At 60.6% G+C, this 18,661-nt stretch carries 13 protein-coding genes; 8 read left to right on the forward strand and 5 right to left on the reverse strand.

The window, feature by feature from the left end:
* Positions 1–75: 75 nt before the first annotated feature.
* The 3 genes from BV034_RS24835 to BV034_RS24845 form a co-directional block, all read right to left on the reverse strand.
* Entirely contained in the window at positions 76–300 is a 225-nt protein-coding gene (locus tag BV034_RS24835) for a hypothetical protein (protein WP_050029665.1), read from the reverse strand.
* An 82-nt stretch (positions 301–382) separates the two neighbouring features.
* The gene (locus BV034_RS24840; protein ID WP_265593437.1) at positions 383–607 is read right to left on the reverse strand and encodes a hypothetical protein; all 225 of its coding nucleotides are present in this window, start codon (positions 605–607) and stop codon (positions 383–385) included.
* A 591-nt stretch (positions 608–1,198) separates the two neighbouring features.
* On the reverse strand, positions 1,199–3,049 hold the full coding sequence (locus tag BV034_RS24845) for an acetylxylan esterase (RefSeq protein WP_265593438.1): 1,851 nt from the start codon (positions 3,047–3,049) through the stop codon (positions 1,199–1,201).
* A 306-nt stretch (positions 3,050–3,355) separates the two neighbouring features.
* Here BV034_RS24845 and BV034_RS24850 point away from each other — a divergent pair, with 306 nt between their 5' ends.
* The 8 genes from BV034_RS24850 (at position 3,356) to BV034_RS24890 (ending at position 13,536) form a co-directional block, all read left to right on the forward strand.
* Positions 3,356–4,390 carry a Gfo/Idh/MocA family oxidoreductase gene (locus BV034_RS24850; protein ID WP_050029668.1) on the forward strand — a complete coding sequence of 345 codons (1,035 nt, stop codon included), beginning with the start codon at positions 3,356–3,358 and terminating at the stop codon, positions 4,388–4,390.
* A gap of 509 nt (positions 4,391–4,899) precedes the next feature.
* The gene (locus tag BV034_RS24860; RefSeq protein ID WP_050029670.1) at positions 4,900–5,454 is read left to right on the forward strand and encodes a hypothetical protein; all 555 of its coding nucleotides are present in this window, start codon (positions 4,900–4,902) and stop codon (positions 5,452–5,454) included.
* Between the two features lie 41 nt (positions 5,455–5,495).
* Entirely contained in the window at positions 5,496–6,287 is a 792-nt protein-coding gene (locus BV034_RS24865; protein ID WP_050029671.1) for a PIG-L family deacetylase, read from the forward strand.
* Positions 6,288–6,488: 201 nt separating this feature from the next.
* Positions 6,489–7,427: a glucosamine-6-phosphate isomerase gene (locus tag BV034_RS24870; protein ID WP_050029672.1), complete on the forward strand. Its 939-nt coding sequence runs from the start codon at positions 6,489–6,491 to the stop codon at positions 7,425–7,427.
* A 133-nt stretch (positions 7,428–7,560) separates the two neighbouring features.
* The gene (locus BV034_RS24875) at positions 7,561–9,228 is read left to right on the forward strand and encodes a DEAD/DEAH box helicase (RefSeq protein ID WP_265593439.1); all 1,668 of its coding nucleotides are present in this window, start codon (positions 7,561–7,563) and stop codon (positions 9,226–9,228) included.
* A 269-nt stretch (positions 9,229–9,497) separates the two neighbouring features.
* Positions 9,498–9,905, forward strand: coding sequence for a hypothetical protein (locus BV034_RS24880; RefSeq protein WP_050029673.1), 408 nt, complete (start codon positions 9,498–9,500; stop codon positions 9,903–9,905).
* Positions 9,906–10,608: 703 nt separating this feature from the next.
* Positions 10,609–11,082, forward strand: coding sequence for a MerR family transcriptional regulator (locus BV034_RS24885; RefSeq protein ID WP_050029674.1), 474 nt, complete (start codon positions 10,609–10,611; stop codon positions 11,080–11,082).
* Between the two features lie 108 nt (positions 11,083–11,190).
* Positions 11,191–13,536, forward strand: a complete 2,346-nt coding sequence (locus BV034_RS24890; protein ID WP_050029675.1) for a VIT and VWA domain-containing protein — start codon at positions 11,191–11,193, stop codon at positions 13,534–13,536.
* A gap of 297 nt (positions 13,537–13,833) precedes the next feature.
* Here BV034_RS24890 and BV034_RS24895 read toward each other — a convergent pair whose 3' ends face one another.
* Together BV034_RS24895 and BV034_RS24900 are read right to left on the reverse strand one after the other, a co-directional pair.
* The gene (locus BV034_RS24895; RefSeq protein ID WP_050029676.1) at positions 13,834–15,309 is read right to left on the reverse strand and encodes a DUF1501 domain-containing protein; all 1,476 of its coding nucleotides are present in this window, start codon (positions 15,307–15,309) and stop codon (positions 13,834–13,836) included.
* 18 nt (positions 15,310–15,327) lie between these two features.
* Positions 15,328–18,480 (reverse strand): PSD1 and planctomycete cytochrome C domain-containing protein, encoded by a 3,153-nt coding sequence (locus tag BV034_RS24900; RefSeq protein WP_050029677.1) that lies wholly within the window; start codon positions 18,478–18,480, stop codon positions 15,328–15,330.
* Positions 18,481–18,661: the final 181 nt, after the last annotated feature.

Genomic DNA, 18,661 nt, shown 5'->3' on the forward strand with positions numbered 1-18,661 from the left:
CTCCAACCCGAGACCCCATCTTGTTAATCCTTCAAAAATCTTGTCAATCCTGTCTACAAACGCGCTCCATCCGATCTAAAATTCCGCAATCTTCGTGCTGACCTGTCCCTTATTGGACTCCAGATCATGCAACGGCGAAGAAAGGTCGGACGACAGTCGCGTTGGGGTGCCATATTTCCTCGCCTCCTCCCGTTGCGCCGCTTCCGGCTGCCCGGAGGAGGTGGGATCACTGGAGGCGCAGCTTGAGAGCAGGCTTGTGGCAAAAATAACCAGTGCGGAGCTGACCAGTGTCGTTTTCATGAGTGAATTGTTTGACCAGTCTAGCCGGACGGTGTCACAAACACGAGTCCAAACCGGCGGACACCGGCCTGGCCACTAGATGCTAGAAGCTTGCCAGCGCGACACTGGCGGCGCTGCCATTGGACTCTACGTGATAAAGCGGTGAGGTGGGGTCCTCCGATACTGGCGTCGGGGTGGCGTAGATCTTCCGCTCGGCCCGGTCAATCGCCATCGGCTGCCCCGGCGTGCTGTTTCTGGCCACATCTGAGGAAGCGCAGCTGGGGAGGATCAATGCGGCTGCCAGGGCGGAGAAAAGGTACGTTTTCATGTGGTTCATCTGGATTTGGTTTGGGAGTGAAAGGGGTCTTTGCCTCACAACCCGACGCAAAAACGCCGGGATATCCCTCCCTTGCGCATAACGCAGGCCACCCGCCTCACGCATCCTGCATCACACTCTAAATCAACTACTTATGCAAAGACACTTCCCCCTACACCGGCCATCGCCGTGGGCAACCTGCATGGCAACTCGCAAGACACCTTGCAAGTTGCGAGTCGAACATGGACCCGCTTCACCACTGAGCCGACTGAAGGGGGTACTCAAACAATGCTTTCGCGGTTGCTCGTTTTCAGATGGTTCGACAGGTTGGTGGGAGTACCGTCCCGCATGCGGGACCAATGCCATCAGGGGAAAGGATAGTCTTGTTATTTTGCGTTGGTGAGCCCCGGAGTCGCAGGAATGCCACTTCAGAAGGGCTGAAGGCCCGGCCTCATCTAGCCTGCCCACGATGAGTGGCGACTTGTTTCCCTGATAGCATTGGACTTCAGTCGGCAGAGTTTGACGATCAACCACCCAACACCTCCACACATACCTCGAACCACCGGTAGGATGCCGGTGGCACTCACAGGCAGGACGCCCGTGTCACCTCCCCAACGCCCCCAGGACAAACTCCACCTCACCGGGTTTCGCCTCATCCAGGACCTTCAAACTCACCGGAGCACAGAGAGTGAGCAGCGCCGGAACATCTCCGTATTTCACCGCACCGGGTATGAAATTCACGTCCCACACGTCTTTGAGCTGCCCGAAGCGGAAACCTCCCGTGGCAATCACCCCCTGGGCCACTACTGGCTTCGCCTGGGCCACGGCTGCCGCAGCCACATGCCCGCCCCCCTCCAAGCCTGCCACCAGGATCTGGTCGGGGTGATACTTGTCATGGTCGCGGATCATCGCGATCACCGATAGAGCATCCCGCACCCGCTCGGCGAAGAGGCTGGGATTGTACCCATAGTGATAGCCCGCATACCCTTCATAAGTCTGCAGCTTCCGTTTCCCATACACGTTGGGGTTGCGGGAAGCTCCCGCCAGGTACGGCACCGGGCACGCCACGGCATAGCCCTCTGCCACCAGCTTGCGTCCTGCCTCGGTCAGATCCCCCCTCGCACTCACCAGAGATTCCGGCCCTTTCCCGCTCAGCCACAGGAGCGCCTTGTTGTTCCAGGTTTTGGGATAGAGGAAAGTGACGTCAATGTGATCCGTGTCCTTGTAGTGGACCTGACCGCGGATCAGGAAATGATCTCCCCGCTCCTCCTTGGTTCCCACATCAAAGGAGGTTTCCCCCTTGCCGGGCAGGGTGCGCCCCAGCAGGATGCGCCAGGCCTCGCCCACCACCTCGTCAGTTTTCGTGCGTTCCTCTTCCGTTTTGGCCGCCAGCAGAGGGGTCAGCGTCTTCGTCGTTTGCTCCTTGAACCAGTTGCCCACCGCCACCTCATGGGGCTGGCCCACCTGGTCGCCGGTGGGTGCAGGATGCTGGGCATCCCACACGCTGAGCTCCGCTTTGCTGGAGAGGACGTAGTCCCGCTCCAGCACCGGCTCCGCGAGGCCCAGCTTGAAGTGTTTGTTGAAGAAGTTGTACATGGCGGTGCGCGCCACGTGATTGTAGTTGTGCGGGAAGTGCGTGGCGAACAGAGCGCTCACATTTCCCGGGCTGCCCGTCATCTGGTAGAGTCCTTTCAGATCCGGGAATCCCTTGGTCTCCAGCTCCTTCGTCCAGTCATTGGCCGCCGTCAGGCCCAGCGGGCGAGGAGCGGTGAGGGCCGCGATGTCGATGTTCCCCTGGTTGATGCGCAAATGGTTCGAGTTCTCACACGTGCAGCCGCCCTGCATGGCAGTGGAGACCATCACACACGGGAAGGCTGCGGTGATACGCGGATCAATGCCCGCCAGCACCATCGTCTGCGTACCGCCACCGCTCGCCCCCGTGCACCCCACCCGGGTGGGATCCGCCCCTGGAACGGAAAGCAGAAAATCCAGCGCCCGCACGCCGTTCCAGATCTGGAGCGGGAAATAACCGTACAGATTCTGCTCTGCATCCACACTCACAAACCCCTCCTCCTGGGGTCCATGCCGGTGCTCGGGAAACTGAACGCTGTCCGCATACCCGAGCATGTCGTAAAAGAACACCGCACAGCCCATGCGCGCCAGTTGCACACAACGGGCCTGCAGGGGTGAGCGGGCCCCGTTTTCCCAACGCTCCGCCCCCGTCGCCAGTTCCTTGGCCACCGTCGCATCATTGGCACGCATGAACCGTCCGTCGGGCCAGTGTCCATGCGGACAAAGCACCACCGGCATCCGGGCTGGCGGACTCTTGGGCAGGTACAAGTTTCCAGTCACAAAATGACCGGGAACAGACATAAAGTAAACCTTGTCCACCGTGTAATCTTCCCGTTCAATGCGCCCGTGAATGACGGCATTGAGCGGTGGACGTTCCGGCATGGGCCATAGCCCGGACGCCAGCCGCACCCGGTGCTCGACTTCCGTCCGACGTTTCGCCCAGGCAGCCGCATCCTTGACTGGCGTGAAAGGAAAGTAACTGGTATTTAAATCACGCAGCGCGCGGGGCGGCACGGGCTCCTGCGCCGGTCCTTGCAAACACCAACCAGAGAGCATGATTCCCAGGATCAACAGGCCCTTGCCCGCCTGACAAATTGTTGGCTTAAAAAGCGTACCATTTTTCATAAGGCAGACATGAGTTTGATGTCACACAGAACAGACTCACAAGGCCCTTTCTAACGCAACAACATGAAGAAATACAACGTCGGAATCATCGGATATGGCTGGGCGGCAGGCGCTCACATCGCTGCGATCAACGCCACCCCGCACGCGCAGGTCACCGCCATCTTCTCCTCCCGCAAGCTCGACAATGCGGAGGTTAGCGCCCGTCACGGCTGCCCGGTGAAGACCTACACGGACTTCGACGAGTTCCTCGCCTCCAACATCCAGGTCGTGGACATCTGCTCCATGCCTGCCCAGCACCGCGACCAGGCCGTGGCCGCCGCCAGCGCCGGGAAGCACCTCATCATCGAGAAGCCTCTGGGCATGTCCATCCAGGAGTGCCGCGACATCATCGCCGCCGCGGAGGCCAACAATGTGCTCGGCTGCGTCTGTTTCGAGTGCCGTTTCTCCGGCCAGTTCCAGTCCACCAAGGCCATCCTCGATCAGGGGCTGCTGGGTGAGCTGCACTATGGCGAGGTGGACTACTACCACGGCATTGGGCCCTGGTACGGCCAGTTCCGCTGGAACATCGGCAAGGAAAACGGCGGTAGCGCCCTCCTCACCGCTGGCTGCCACGCCCTGGACGCCCTGCTCATGGTCATGGGCAGCGAGGTGGAAAGCGTGACCAGCCTCTCCACCAAGTCCAAGAGCGACATCTTCGCCCCCTACGAGTACAACACCACCAGCGTCACCCTCGTCCATTTCAAGGACGGCAAAGTGGGCAAATGCTCCGCCGTGGTGGACTGCCTGCAGCCCTACTACTTCCACACCCACCTGTGCGGCAGTGAAGGCAGCCTGCTGGACAACCGCTTCCACTCCATGAAGCTGCACACCAACAAGGCCGGCTGGAGCAACCTGAACATGAAGATGCTCGACAGCGGCGACGTGAGCGATCACCCCTACCAGACGCAGTTCGAGACCTTCTTCGCCTCCCTGGAGAAGGGCGAAGCCATGCCCCTCACCAGCCTGCGGGAGTCCCTCAAGAGCTTCGAAGTCCTCTTCGCTGCCGACAAGTCCGCCTCGGAAGGCGGTCGTCCCGTAAAAATCAGCGAGCTGGCCTAAGCCCCGCTCTCTTCCCGCTTCGTTCCTGCAATGATCCGACTGCCACAGTCCACGCTGCCCTTCATCAAGGCGCTGGCTGTGGCAGTTTTTGCGGGGACCTTGGTGTCCTGCGCGTCCAAGCCTCAGCCGGCAGCAACGCCTTCCATCTCGCAGACAAGGGAGGCGCTGAAGCGCATCCGCCCAGGAATCTCTCGCAAGGAGCTCTATGCGACACTGCCTCCTTCGAGCCCCCCGCTCACTCTGATACCCCCCAACAGCTTTCGGGGTCCATTTCTTGCAAAGGTTCTGGAACACCACCCACTGCAGGACGGGTATTTCGTCGAGGTGCAATACCAGCGCTCTCAGCCAGCCCCTGATCTCCACATTGATCTACTGATAGTCGGCAAGAGACCCGAAGATGGCGGGTGGGTACTCTCTCTCGAAAACCCACAGGACGCCGTCGTTCGCATTTCAGATCTGCAACGGAGGTCATAGCTACTTATCTCTTCCCTTTTCCCTCTCTCCCCTCAATGCCTCCAACCTTCACCGATCTGTCCCAGGCGACACACTCCCGTCCAACGCCCCTCATCAAGGCGCTGGCTGTGGCAGTTTTTGCGGTGACCATGGTATCCTGCCGGTCCACTCAAGAGACGGATCGCCAGAAAGGCTACGACGAGCTGGCAGAGTGCATCAAGCCCGGCATGTACCGCCGGCAGCTCTACGCCGTGCTGCCTCCCATGGAGAAGCCAGTGGCCACTCCCGTTCGGGTCGCAGTTGATTCAATCGGGACCCACCCGCTCGAGAAAGAAAAACATCGACTGGATCCAGAGCACCTCCTGGAAGTGACTTACTACGCCAAGAACCCGCTGGGCAGAACTTCATCGCCACCCAAGCGTTCCAGCAAGGTTCGCATCCCAGATACCATCGACGGATTTCTCGAAGACGCCTTCATCCCTCCTGGCAAACCGGGCCCATCAAAAGAAAGCCCCGACGACGTGATCGCCTGGATCTCGCCAGTGCAGTTCAAACGGCGCCCCTTGCCCCCAGACCCTATCTCCAAGCGGCCGCCTTCGCTCCCACACTGAAACTCCATATCCCTTCGCCCTCTTCCCTTTTCCCTCTCCCAATGCCTTCCGTCCTCGCCATTTTCGCCCATCCTGATGACATCGAATTCGTCGCCGCCGGCACCCTGCTCCAGCTCAAGGCCCGGGGGTGGGACCTGCACTACGTGAACCTCTGCAACGGCCATGGCGGCTCCGTACAGATGGACGGCCCCACCACGGCCCGCAAACGGCTCGAGGAGGCCCAGGAGGCCGCCCGAATCCTCGGATCTTCGTTCTACCCACCCATCAGCGACGACCTGGTTCTTACCTACAACCCGGAGGCACTCAAAAAAGTCGCCGCCATCGTGCGCGAAGCCCAGCCCCGGATCGTGCTCACCCATGCGCCTAGCGACTACATGGAGGACCACATGGCCGCCTCCCGCCTGGCCGTGACCGCAGCCTTCACCCACGGCATCCCCAACTTCATCACCGATCCCCCGCGCGACGCCTATTTCCATGACGTCACCGTGTACCATGCCATGCCCCACGGCCTGCGGGATCCGCTGCGCAAACGCATTCACGCGGGAGCCTATGTGAACACGGCCCCGGTTCATGAAATCAAGCGCAATGCCCTCGCCGCGCACGTGAGCCAGAAGCACTGGCTCGACGTGAGCCAGGGCATGGACTCCTACCTCATCTCCATGGACGAGGCCGCGCAAAAGGTCGGCACGCTCTCCGGCAAATTCACCCACGCCGAAGGCTGGCGTCGCCACCTCCACCTCGGCTTCAGCGCCGGCGATACCGACCCCCTCAAAGAAGCGCTCGGCGGCGACTGCCTCATCAACGAAGCCTACGAACGCTGGCTCGAGGAGTAGCCGACCGCTCCGCTGTCGAAGCTTCAAAATTCAAACTCCAAACTTCACTCTCCCCAGGACCGCCTCAAGACTCCCGAACTCTCTCCCCCTCAACTAGGGCGAAGCCCGCCTAAACCAGCGCAGCGCCTCAACGTGCCGCGTGCGGCACAGCTAAACCTCTCGCCCTTATCCCTTTTCCCTCACCCCTTTTCCCTCTCTCTCATGCCTCGCAAACTCAGCCACATCGCCCCCGACTGGTGGGACTACACCACCCTGGACAGCAGCCTCATCAACGATGCCGCCAAGCTCTCGGAGAAGGACCTGCGTCAGCTCTCCCGCCCCGGGTTCAAGGTCGTGATGTATGACACTCTCGAGGATTTTTATCTGGCTGAGGCGCTGGAGTACATCGCCGCCTGGCGGCAGTCCACCGCCGACAATCCTGTGGGCGTTTGCGGTCCCATCGGGCCTACCGAGCAACTCCCGCTCGTCGCCCGCCTTGTCAATGAACTGGGCCTTAGCCTGAAGACTTCCCACTTTTGGGGCATGGATGAGTGGTACGATGTGGAGACCAAGAAAGAGGTGCCCATCACCCACCCCCTCTCCTTTGAAAAGGCTGACCGTGAGCTGCTTTTCAACCGCATCCAGAAAAAGCTGGCCATGCCAGATGCCAACCTCCATTTCCCCAAGGGCGATGTGAAAGAGTTTGTGCAGAGCTGGAACGCTGGCGTGCGCTGCGCCGTCATGCAGGGCGGTCAGGGCGACATCAAGCACTGGGCCTTCAACGACCCCCTCAAGCGTACGGGCAAGTACAAGAACGAGCCCCCTACTCCCGAGGAATACCGGAAGCTCGGCACCCGCATTGTGGAACTGCATCCCATCACCCTGGCGCAGAACGCCCGCACCAGCGGCGGCGGCAATATCACCATGGTGCCCAAGACCGCCATTACCGTGGGGCCCAAAGAAACTTGGCTCGCAGAGAAGGTCAGCATCTGGCAGGCGGGCACGCATGACAACCCACTGGGACAGCGTCTCACCGCTCTCATGATCTCCAAGGGCCTGGCCGACTCCGCCGTGCCCATGTCCCTGCTTGCGGACCACCCCAACGTCCAGTTCAACTACTTCCGCGGCGGCCTGGGATCCTGCTCGGTGGAAATGCACTAGAAAAACACCCGTCCCCGGGGCGATTCCCGCTCCGGGGCACATCTCCGTTTGCAAAAGGTGTAAAAAAGTGGGATGACATCGGATTAGGGGTACTTCTATCTAGTGCCCCCCTGTTCTTCCCCATCTATCGCTCGTGAGCCAATCGACCAAGACCAAACCCTCCCTGCTTCAACGAATCACGTCAGGGCTGAAACGCCTCACGGGCCTGGGCAAGAAGAAAACCGCTGACGACAGCGCGAAACATCACGAAAAGCACCCGGAGAAGCTGCACGCCGCGAAGGCCGCCACCCGCAGGGATGCCGCCGAACATCGCCCCAAAGTGGAGCGTGAACGTGACCGCGATGGCAACCGTGGACGTGAACGCGACCGCCAGCGCGAAGGTGGTGGAGCCGGAGCCGGCAGACCGCCCCGCACTGGGGAACGCGACCGTGAGCGCCCCCGTTCTGGCCGCGACCAGGATCGCCGCCCAGCCCGTGGAGGTCGCGAACGCGATCGTGACCGGTCTCCACGCGAGGAACGCGAAGCTGGCGACCGCCGCCACGCCCCAGCCGTCGCCGCCGAGCCCCCGCCGCCCGCACCGCCCGTTCCTGAAGGTCCTTATCCAGAAGCTTTTGAAATCTTGGGGCTCTCCCCCGCTGTTCTCGCCGGGGTGCGCGATATGGGCTACGAAACGCCCACTGAAATTCAAGCCCGCACCGCCCCCGTAGTTCTCGCCGGTAAAGATGTCATCGGCGCCTCCCAGACTGGTACTGGCAAAACTGCCGCCTTTGGTCTGCCCACTCTCTCCCGCCTCGGCGCTCCTGGCAAACTTCGCTGCCTGATCCTGGAGCCCACCCGCGAACTCGCCGCCCAGGTGGTGGAAGCGTTCGACAAGTTCAACCGGCACACCGGCCTCCGCACCCTTCTCGTGCACGGCGGCGTAGGTTACGGCAAGCAGCGCGAAGGCCTGCAGCGCGGCGTGGACGTCGTAGTGGCTACTCCCGGTCGCCTCCTTGATTTCATGAGCGATGGCACGGTGAACCTCGCCGATATCGAAGTGCTCATTCTGGATGAAGTGGACCGCATGCTCGACATGGGATTCCTTCCTGATGTGCGCCGGATCGTGAGTGAGACCCCTAAATCACGGCAGACGCTGTTCTTCTCCGCCACCATGCCCCCCCAGATCAAGGGCCTGGCCGACTGGGCCCTGCGTGAGCCTGAGAGCATCGAAGTGGGCCTGCGTTTCTCCCCTGCGGAAACGGTCAGCCACTACATGTATCCCGTCGCGAGCGATCAACGTGAGGAATTGCTGCTGGCCCTGCTCCAGAGCACCGAATTCCACAGCGTGATGATCTTCACCCGCATGAAAGTGCATGCCGACCGTCTCTTTGCCGCCATCCAGCAGACTGGCAAATACAAGGTGGCCGTGATGCACTCCGACATCAATCAGCGCGATCGTGAGAAGGCCCTGCAGGGTTTCCGCGACGGCGCCTTCGACATCATTGTCGCCACCGACCTTGCCGCCCGTGGCCTCGACGTGAGCGGCGTGACCCATGTGATCAACTACATGGTGCCCGAGAATCCGGAAGACTATGTGCACCGCATCGGCCGTACCGGTCGTGCGCAAAAAGAGGGCGATGCCTTTACCCTCTTTGCCGCAGATGAGATCTCCTACGTCCACTCCATCGAGCGCCTCATTGATCAAAAGATCGAGCGCCGGAAGCTCGACGGCTTCAAGTACAAGTTCACCACGGTTTTGGACAACGAAGACAAAGCCAAGGCCATCATGACCGGCCGGAAGACAGGCAAGCGGCGGCGGTAAGCGCTGGGTGGATTGGAGATGGGTGCGCTTCGTTGATATTGCGTGCCAGTGGGCAGTGCGTCAGTAGTCAGTGCGTCAAGGCGTTGGACCGTGAATCGTCCAACGCCCTTTTTTTGCCTTACGCGTGACACCGGCTTCCAGCCGGTTCAGTCTGCGCTGGTATGATAGGTTTCCGAACCTGTCGGTATTGCAGGAATTTCATCCTGCTTCGATCGCGGTCTGAGCAATTTGCACTACGCCCTGTCGAAACCATCCTCGCTCTGACACGCATGCACCACTCTCGCCATCAACTGCTGACCGCATTCTGTCTCTTTCTCTTTATGGCGATGGCAGGCGCCACTGCGCTCCACGCCAAGCGCGCCGCTCCCCCTCAGGTCCTGCCGGTCACTCTTAACGGCGTCCAGTTCACGGTTCGCAATCAGCCCGACACCATGGGCGTCGTGACAGCGACGGACATCCGCACCGGAAAGAAGCTCTGGGAAAAGAAACTGTACACAGTCATCCTGATTCCAGGGCTCGAGAAGGACGTCCAGTGGGTGTTCATCACCAAGATGGAAATCCACCCGCTATCGGGAAGCAAATCCGATCAATCCACCACCCTGCGCGTCACCAATGAACACGGCGAGATCTTCCATCTGGATCCAGCGACCGGCCAATCGAGGAAGATCAAGATCTGAGTCAGGCAGAGAGCTATGTTGGGCGGCCTCAACGCCGAAGGCTGAAAGCGCCTTCTTCCACCCCTCGCAATCTCCACTTGATCCCGCGAAGCGCATGCGAGTCAGGTTAAGGGGTTACCGTTGTTGCGCGCGAGCGGTCTGACGCCAAAGGCGTCAAACAGAGTAGCCCAGGGTCAGGCGAGGAACGAGCCGCCACCCTGGGTACATGGGCAAGTGGACCAGAACTCCGAAGTGAGTTCAACAAACCGTGACAGCATCCCTGAGGTTGCCACCGCATGCAGGACGATCGCATCCAGGTGATCTGGACGGTTTGTTGAACTCCCTTGGAGTTCCCGCGCCCCCTCTATACCTGGGGTGGCGACCACTTCGCGGTCTGATCCCGCGACTGCGGGACTGTTATGTATCACGCCGTTGGCGTGGGATTTCCGCCAGAAAACACGGAATTACCGTCACGCTCGGGATTTACATCCCCCCAAACCTGACACGCGCACAGAACTCCCTAACGCAACGATCCTCGCCGCAGTCCCAAAGAGGCTGCTCATCCAGGTGTTGGATGTTTGCAGAGTCCTGTTCATACCGCGGCCCCACGAAGTCGTAGGCATGCACCCGGTGAGCTCATCGCGCTCTCTTCCGCTTCTTGGGCAGTTCATTTCTTTCTTTACAATTTACACTAACACTGTCACTGTAAATCCGTACTCAGAAAATGGCCTACAGCTTGGACAGTCTTGCGGACGCGGTGAATGCCTGGTGCACCCAGCACCGGATTACCCCTGCCAATGGCCAGGCGGCCACTGAGTTGTCTGTCCGAACGCTGCGCTACTACCGCACGGTGAATCTTCTCGATGCTCCAGCGTCGGGCGGCGGGGCGGGCTACGGGGAGCGACATTTCCTGCAGGCTTGTGCCGTGCGGGTGCTGCAGGCGGAAGGCCTTCCACTCAACCGCATTCAATCGCTCCTCTTCGGTCGAAGCGATGGTGAACTGCAATCTGTCATCGACGCGGCGGCCAAGGGCACTGTCGAGCTTCCTTCTCCGAATCAAGCACCGTTGCCCGCGCAACCTGAATGCTGGCAAACCTGGCCGCTGGGATCCGACTTCCTGCTCATCTCACGCAAGCCCGGAGTTCACCTCAGTCCGGAGCAGACCGCTGCCATCCTGGACATCCTCGCACGAGGATAGTCCTCCAACCAATCCATCAGGCCAGCCCCACGCTGAACCTCTTCACCACACGGAAAGTTTCCTAAAACTTTCCACCTCCGCTTTCATCCGTTCCAACCCCACCCCGCCATGACCTCTCCACTCTTCGGCCTCATTGCGCAGCTCGCTCAAACCCGCATTCACCTCCCGCTCATCCATATCGAGACACGTTTTCGCATCTCCGGGGAGGTGGTCTCTGTGCAGATGGATCAAGTGTTTGAACAAACCTCCCGCGAACCGTTGGATGTCACCTACACCTTCCCCCTGCCCGCCAGTGCGGCAGTGCATCGCTGCGAGATGATCATCAACGACCGCGTGGTTCGCGCCGTGGTCATGGAGGAAAACGAAGCCCGCGAGACTGCAGCCACCAAAAAAGCGGAGGGACATCGCACCGCCTTGGTCGAGGTGACTCGCGACAACCTCTTCACCCTGCAACTGGGCAACGTCAGCCCGGGAGATCGCATCGTCATCCGCTTCGCCTACGTGGAGTGGCTCGACCGCCTGGGCCCCCAGCTGAGTCTGCGCATCCCCTTCAGCCCCGGGATCCGCTACATTCCCGGCCAGCCGCTGCTGCGCAGTAACAGAGGCCAGGGCAGCGTGGACGACACGGATCAAGTTCCCGACGCTTCAAAGATCTCACCACCGCGCATCCGGGGCAACCACCCCGACGCAGCCACGATGTATCTGCACGGGGAATTTGATGCCGATGAGGTGAATGTGCGCACCCTGACATCCCCCTCCCATCACGCCGTCTTCCGCAGCCTTCATGGACGTCTTGAGGCAGAACTGTCCGGCGAGGAGCAGATCCCCGACCGCGACTTTGTCGTACGATGGGAGGAAACTACCACTGGCAGCTCGGCCATGGGCCGTGCCTGGACGGGCGGGCCCCGCTCCGGAACCGACCACGAACGGGACAACTCGGTTTATGCGCTCCTGCAACTGCGGGCTCCACAGATCGAAGCACTGGCCGTCCAAGAAGACCTTGCTCAGGACTTCTGGTTCCTGGTGGATCGCTCTGGCAGCATGCAGGGGGACAAGTGGCAGAAGTGTGCCGAAGCTCTCCACACCTTCGTGAAAGAGCTGGGCGCCAACGACCGCATCTGGATTACCTGTTTTGAGACGGGATTCCGCGACTTCGCCGAGCGTCCCCTGCGACGCGACGAACTGCTGGCCGACAAAGGCTTTCAAGCCATCGCCAAATTGGGTACAGGCGGCGGCACTGAACTGCTACCTGCACTCAAACACGTGCTGGCGAAACGCGCCACCCATGCGGACGCCTCCCGCCCTTCTCGCATCATCCTCATCACCGACGGCCAAGTCGGCAACGAGCCGGAGAACCTGCATCGTATGCAGCAGCCAGACGCTGCACCCCTGTCAGTCCATTGCTTTGGCATCGATGATGCCGTGAACGATGCTTTCCTGAAGGCTCTCGCCCGTCAATCTGGGGGACGCTGTACGTTGATGACGCCCAAGGACGACATTCCGGCAGCCGTGAAGCGGCTCGCCCTCACCCTGCGACGTCCCGTGCTCACCAAAATTCACCTGGAGCAGGCGGAGGCCGGGATGGAGGAAGGAGATCTGCCCGAGAAAATCACTGACCTATACGCCAGCGAGGTCACGCTGCTGGCTGTGAGGTGCCGCTCTACTGCGAGCCACATCACCCTGCACGCCCTCCAGCCGGGAGGCATCCCCTGGAGCCAGACGTTCTCATTGAACCTCGAACCCGGCAATGCTCTGCCTCGTCTGATCTGGACTCAACGCCGATGTCAGGATCTCCTGGCCTCCCATCGCAAACCAGCCGCCATCCAACTGGCCATCTCCCACAACCTCGTCTGCGAAGGCACCTCCTTCATCGCCTGGGATGAGCAAGAGAAGGTCTCTGTAGCCACGCGTGAAGTGTATCAACCGTCTGTGGCGGTTGGCGGGGCTATGTTTGATTCACTTCCGATGGCTGCGGCAGCAGCGCTGTCACCAGCAGCTTTCGGAATCAAGAAGCGCTCTTCCCTCGGAAAGGTGGCACTTCGATCACCCCACACCGCGTACGACGGATTGGATTTGGCTCCGGCAGCATCATTTCCAGAGGTTGCGCGGTCAACCGATCGCAAACAGCAATTGCTTGCAAATGTCGGTGGACGTTTTGGATACTTCCATCGGCTGGCCCGTCGCCGCCGCAAGCCCTGGATGACACCTCTTCGTGATCTGCTTGTTTCCCACAACCTGGAAACGGAAGTGGCCAACGCCCTTGTGATGATCCTCTTCATCTGGGCAGACTTGGCGGACGATGCCGCTGACCGACATTCCCAGATGGAAGAATTGCTCCGTCAGGTGCAGTCCATGTCTGCACCACAAGACTATCTGGACTCCTACATTGAGATGATCCTTCCCCAAGATAAGACGCAGCTCTTCCATGACCTTATGAACCTGAAGGCGGCATAACCGAAGGAGACGCTCCGATCCACCGTCCCTCCGGGACGGAAACCTTTCTCATCATTTGACCGGTGGTTCCCGGCCTGATGACAGGCCTCCACCACCGGCTACGCTCCACCGTCCCTCCGGGACGAAAAGCAAAAGCACCGAGCCCCAGCAAAAGGGCAATCGCAGCACAGTTGCTCCAAGCCTGGTATTTTCCAAGAACCTATCGCCCTCATCCAGCCCGACTCATCCTCAATTCCCCATCTTGTTAATCTTCTAAAAATCTTGTCAATCCTGTCTCAAAAGCCCCCGCCCTGACAGTCAACCCAGCACGCCCTTCACCACCCTCGCTTCTTCCACGCCGGTCAGCCTCTGATCCAGCCCCTGGAACTTGAAGCTGAACTTGGAGTGATCCACCCCCATCTGGTGCAGAATGGTGGCGTTGAGGTCATTGATGTGCACAGGGTCCTTCAGGATGTTGTAGCTGAAGTCATCCGTCTCCCCATAGGTCGTCCCGGCCTTCACGCCGCCACCGGCCATCCACATGCAGAAGTTCCGCGGATGGTGGTCTCGACCGTAGTTGTCCTTGGTGAGGGTGCCTTGCGAATAGACCGTCCGTCCAAACTCCCCGCCCCACACGACGAGCGTATCGTTCAGCAACCCACGCTGCTTCAAGTCCTTGATCAATCCAGCACAAGCCTGGTCCACATCCAGGCACTGTTCCTTGATATTCTTGGGCAGCCCACTGTGCTGATCCCAGCCACGATGCAGAATCTGCACCACTCGGGTGCCACGCTCCACCAGACGACGGGCCAGGAGGGCGCTGGAGGCAAAGGAACCCATGCGTTGCACGTCCGGGCCGTAGAGATCCAGCGTGGCTTTGCTCTCCGTGCTCAGGTCTGTGAGTTCCGGCACGCTCGTCTGCATGCGGAACGCCATCTCGTATTGTGAGATGCGGGTCTGAATCTCCGGATCACCGAAACGCTCGAAGCTCTGTTGATTCAGCTTGTTCAGCGCATTGAGCATGGTGCGCCGGTCGCCCCCCTCCACGCCGGGCGGGTTCTTGATGTACAACACGGGATCTCCCTGGCCCCGTAGTGCCACGCCGTTGTGACTCGTGGGAAGAAAGCCGCTGGACCACATGCGGGTGAACAGGGCCTGGGCATTGCCGGTGGACGGGAAGGTGGGCGTGAAGACGACGAACGCCGGCAGGTTGTTGCTCTCACTGCCCAGGCCATAGCTGAGCCACGAACCCAGGCTGGGCTTGCCCGGCACCTCGCTGCCCGTCATGACAAAGGTGCAGGCAGGATCATGGTTGATCGCGGAGGTGTGGACCGTCCGGATCATGGTCAGGTCATCCACCACCGTCTGCATGTGCGGCACCAGGTCACTCATCCACGTGCCGCTCTGACCACACTGGTTGAACTGGAAGATGCTCGGCGCCACCGGCAGCCGCGACTGGCCGCTGGTCATGCCCGTGATGCGCTGTCCGTTGCGCACGCTGTCCGGAAGATCTTTGTCAAAATACTCCCGCAGGCCCGGCTTGTAGTCGAACAGGTCGATCTGCGACGGCGCCCCGTTCATGTGCAGGTAGATCAGCCGCTTGGCCTTGGGCGCAAAGTGCGGAAACCCTGGCTGCGCTGGGTGCACCTGCGCCGCAGTTCCACCGCCAGTCGCCCCCAGCATCAAGCGGTCTCCCAGCAGGTAGCTCAGGCCCAACGCCCCCAGACGCAGGCCGGTGCCTTGAAAGAAACGACGCCGGGTGGTCTGCTCGTGATAGTCAACAAACGGGTTCATGGAGTCAATCTATGGGCGTCAGTTCCGGGTCACGGTCTCATCCAGGTTCAGCAGGAGATTCGCCACCATGGTATAGGCAGCCAGCTCGCCAGGGTCCAGGGCGGGGTCCGGCTTCGATTCGCCAGCGTTGACCACCAGTTTCGCCGCGTCCGGGCTGGAGCGATACCGCTCCAGGTGCAGATTGAGTGCATCCTGCACCACCTTCATCTCGTCGTCGGTGGGGAGCCGGGAAGTGGCCACCTTCCAGCCCCAGGCGAGGCGTTCCCAACCGGCGAGGCCGCCTTCCTTGATCATCCGCTGGCCGAAGTGGCGCGCGGCCTCAAAGTGCTGCACATCATTCATGAGTTGCAGTGCTTGCAGAGGCGTATTGCTCCGCTCCCGCCGGGTGCAGCTCTGTTCGCGGTTCGGCGCATCGAACGTGGTCATGCTGGGAGGAGGCGCGGTGCGCTTCAGAAAAGTGTAGAGCGTGCGGCGGTAGAGTGCGCTGCCTGTATCCTGCTTGTAATTGCGGGTGTTGCTGCCGCCAAAGCCCACCGGCTCCCAGATGTTCTCCGGTTGATAGGGCTTTACCCCCTTGCCACCCATCGTGGGATCGAGGAGCCCACTGACATACAGAGCGTTGTCACGAAGCTGCTCCGCGTCCAGACGGAAGCGCGGCCCCCGAGCCAGCAGGCGGTTCTCAGGATCCCGGGCCAGCAACTCTGGCGTCACGCGGCTGCTCTGGCGATAGGTCTGGGAGGTTACCAGCAGGCGGACAAAAGCCTTCGTGTCCCAACCACTTTCGCGATAGGTGACGGCCAGCCAGTCCAGCAGTTCAGGGTGGCTGGGCGGTTCGCCTTGGGAACCGAAGTCCGCGCTCGTCTTCACCAGACCGGTGCCAAAGAACTGCTGCCAGAGCCGGTTCGCAGCCACCCTCGCCGTGAGTGGGTGCTCGGGGCGCATCAGCCAGCGGGCAAGATCAAGGCGGTTGTACTCCGACACCGCATTGCCCACTTCCTTCTTCAAAGGCAGAGGCGGTAAAATGGCTGGCGTGCCGCGCTGCACCTTTTCACCGGGCTGATCGTACTGACCGCGTTTCATCACAAAGCTGTCCCGCGGGGTAGGCATGTCCTTCATCATCAGCGTGGCCGGAATGGCCTCGTCCAATTGCTTCCGGGCCTGCTCCATGGGGGCGCGTTCCGCCTGGAGTTCCGCCACCAGAGCCCGCCCCGCCCGACTCACCTTCTCCAGCCAGTAGGCGTGCAGCCGCTGTTTCTGCGCCTCTGTGCGCTCCTCTGCCTTCTTGGTCCGCAGAATGTCGCGAACGTCATCTGGAGCCTCAGGATGGCGCTTGCCCTGCCATTTCGTCAGCCAGGCGGACTCGGACTCTTCCTCTGCCGTCACTGGGTCCACCCTGCTCTTCACGCCTGCCTTGTCCCAGTACACGGTGCCGCCTTGTTGTGTGAAGGCCAGCCCCGTCACCTTCGTCCCCGCCTTGAGTTTGAGCGCCTCCATGGGCACTTCCAGGCGCACCCATTCGCCCGCTTTCGGCAGCGGCCCCATGCTCTTGCGCTGCTCTGTATTCACCTCTCCAAACGGAATCGCATCAATGTCACCCCATACGGCCCGGTGCGACCAGCCATCCACGTGCAGCTGCAACATCACCGCCTTCGGCAGGTCGCCGGGTTCGAGGTACACGTGAACAAAGACCCGCCCGCCTGCAGGGACGACAAACGGCTCCTTCAAGCCGGAAAAGAAATCCTGCGCCAGACCGGTGTCCTTCCGCATGAGGACTCTCTTGCCACTGAAGATCTTGCCCGCAGCATCAGCAATCCACTGGAGGGGGTGCTGCCCTGCATGCTGGGCCGTGACGCCAGCAGGGAAATCATCCTCCACCCATACGGTCTCCGATTCCTGAACCGGGGGACGGGGATGAACGGTGGCAGGATCCGTGTACGGCATCTGCGCCAGCATCGACGTCGTGCGTGCGCTCAAGGAGGCGAGCTTCTCATCGTACTCCTTCAACTGGCGGGCTTGCTCCGCACTGCTCAGCTTCAGCACCGGCGGGGTGAGCAGGATATTGCCATCCATCGCAGGGTCCGCAGCGCTGTTGAAGAAGGCATAGAGGGAATAGAACTCCTTCTGCGAAATAGGATCGAACTTGTGATCGTGGCAGACGGCACAGCCAGCTGTCAGCCCCATCCACACTTCCACAGCGGTGGAGGCTCGGTCCACCGCATAGCGGAAGACGAACTCCTCGTTGATGCTGCCCCCCTCACTGGTGGTGACGTTGCACCGATTGAACCCGGAGGCGATCTCCTGGTCCCTCGTCGCCTGGGGAACCAGATCTCCACCGAGTTGCCATTCCGTGAACTGGTCAAAGGGCAGGTTCTCATTGAAGGCGCGCACCACCCAGTCCCGATAGGGCCACATGGATCTCTCGTTGTCCAGATGCAGCCCATGGGTATCCGCATAGCGGGCCAGATCCAGCCAGTAACGCGCCATCTGCTCGCCATAGGCAGAGCCGTTCAGGAGGCGGTCCACCACTCGTTCATAGGCCTGCGGCGAAGTATCTCGCAAGTAGGCGTCCACTTCTGACGGAGTCGGCGGCAGACCGGTGAGATCAAAAGTCACGCGGCGGATCAGCGTTGCACGATCCGTCTCTGGAGACGGCTTGATGCCCTCAGATTCGAGTCGGGATCTGACGAACGCATCCACTGCGCCTCCTGGTCCGGAACTCTCTGCCTGCAACAAACCAGGCACCCGGGGCAAACTGGGCGCGATAAACGACCAGTGGATCTCATACTCGCCACCTTCCTCAATCCAACGGCGGATCAATTCCCGCTGCTCCGGCTTGAGAGTCTTGTGGGATTCCGGCGGCGGCATCAACTCATCTGCATCGGTCGTGATGATGCGTTGCCACGCCTCACTGGATGCCAGATCGCCCGGCTTCACCGCCACTTGACCCTCATCATTGGGCAGCCGGGCCCCTTCCACCACATCCAGCCGCAGTCCAGCCTTCCTGTGCTTGGCATCAAAGCCGTGGCACGCGAAGCAGTTGTCGGAAAGGATGGGCCGGATATCCCGGTTGAAGCTGATGCGCCGGACAGGGGCATCACCTGCTGCGGGTAAGGCAGTGGAGGATGCCACCAATAGGACGGACACCAGAGCAGGCAGCTGAATAGCCATCATGGGAAGAACGCGGAAATCGCTTGAATGAGGAGGCAAAAGTACGTCGCAACTGGAGCATTCTTGCCTCCTGCATTTGTTACAACCTCACGCCGTCCATTCCGAAAGTGGCTGCGTATTAAGGCATGTTCGCCTCTCCCACCCCTCATGAAACTCAAGAAAATCTCATTTAGGCATAAAAAAG

This window comes from Verrucomicrobium sp. BvORR034 (genome assembly GCF_000739635.1).
Classification (GTDB): Bacteria; Verrucomicrobiota; Verrucomicrobiia; order Verrucomicrobiales; family Verrucomicrobiaceae; genus Verrucomicrobium.

Bases quoted from the DNA above. Each gene is read 5' to 3' on its own strand.
- BV034_RS24835 (WP_050029665.1), bottom strand. From the start codon at position 300: ATGAAAACGACACTGGTCAGCTCCGCACTGGTTATTTTTGCCACAAGC.
- BV034_RS24840 (WP_265593437.1), bottom strand. From the start codon at position 607: ATGAAAACGTACCTTTTCTCCGCCCTGGCAGCCGCATTGATCCTCCCC.
- BV034_RS24845 (WP_265593438.1), bottom strand. From the start codon at position 3,049: ATGCCGGAACGTCCACCGCTCAATGCCGTCATTCACGGGCGCATTGAA.
- BV034_RS24850 (WP_050029668.1), top strand. From the start codon at position 3,356: ATGAAGAAATACAACGTCGGAATCATCGGATATGGCTGGGCGGCAGGC.
- BV034_RS24860 (WP_050029670.1), top strand. From the start codon at position 4,900: ATGCCTCCAACCTTCACCGATCTGTCCCAGGCGACACACTCCCGTCCA.
- BV034_RS24865 (WP_050029671.1), top strand. From the start codon at position 5,496: ATGCCTTCCGTCCTCGCCATTTTCGCCCATCCTGATGACATCGAATTC.
- BV034_RS24870 (WP_050029672.1), top strand. From the start codon at position 6,489: ATGCCTCGCAAACTCAGCCACATCGCCCCCGACTGGTGGGACTACACC.
- BV034_RS24880 (WP_050029673.1), top strand. From the start codon at position 9,498: ATGCACCACTCTCGCCATCAACTGCTGACCGCATTCTGTCTCTTTCTC.
- BV034_RS24885 (WP_050029674.1), top strand. From the start codon at position 10,609: ATGGCCTACAGCTTGGACAGTCTTGCGGACGCGGTGAATGCCTGGTGC.
- BV034_RS24890 (WP_050029675.1), top strand. From the start codon at position 11,191: ATGACCTCTCCACTCTTCGGCCTCATTGCGCAGCTCGCTCAAACCCGC.
- BV034_RS24895 (WP_050029676.1), bottom strand. From the start codon at position 15,309: ATGAACCCGTTTGTTGACTATCACGAGCAGACCACCCGGCGTCGTTTC.
- BV034_RS24900 (WP_050029677.1), bottom strand. From the start codon at position 18,480: ATGATGGCTATTCAGCTGCCTGCTCTGGTGTCCGTCCTATTGGTGGCA.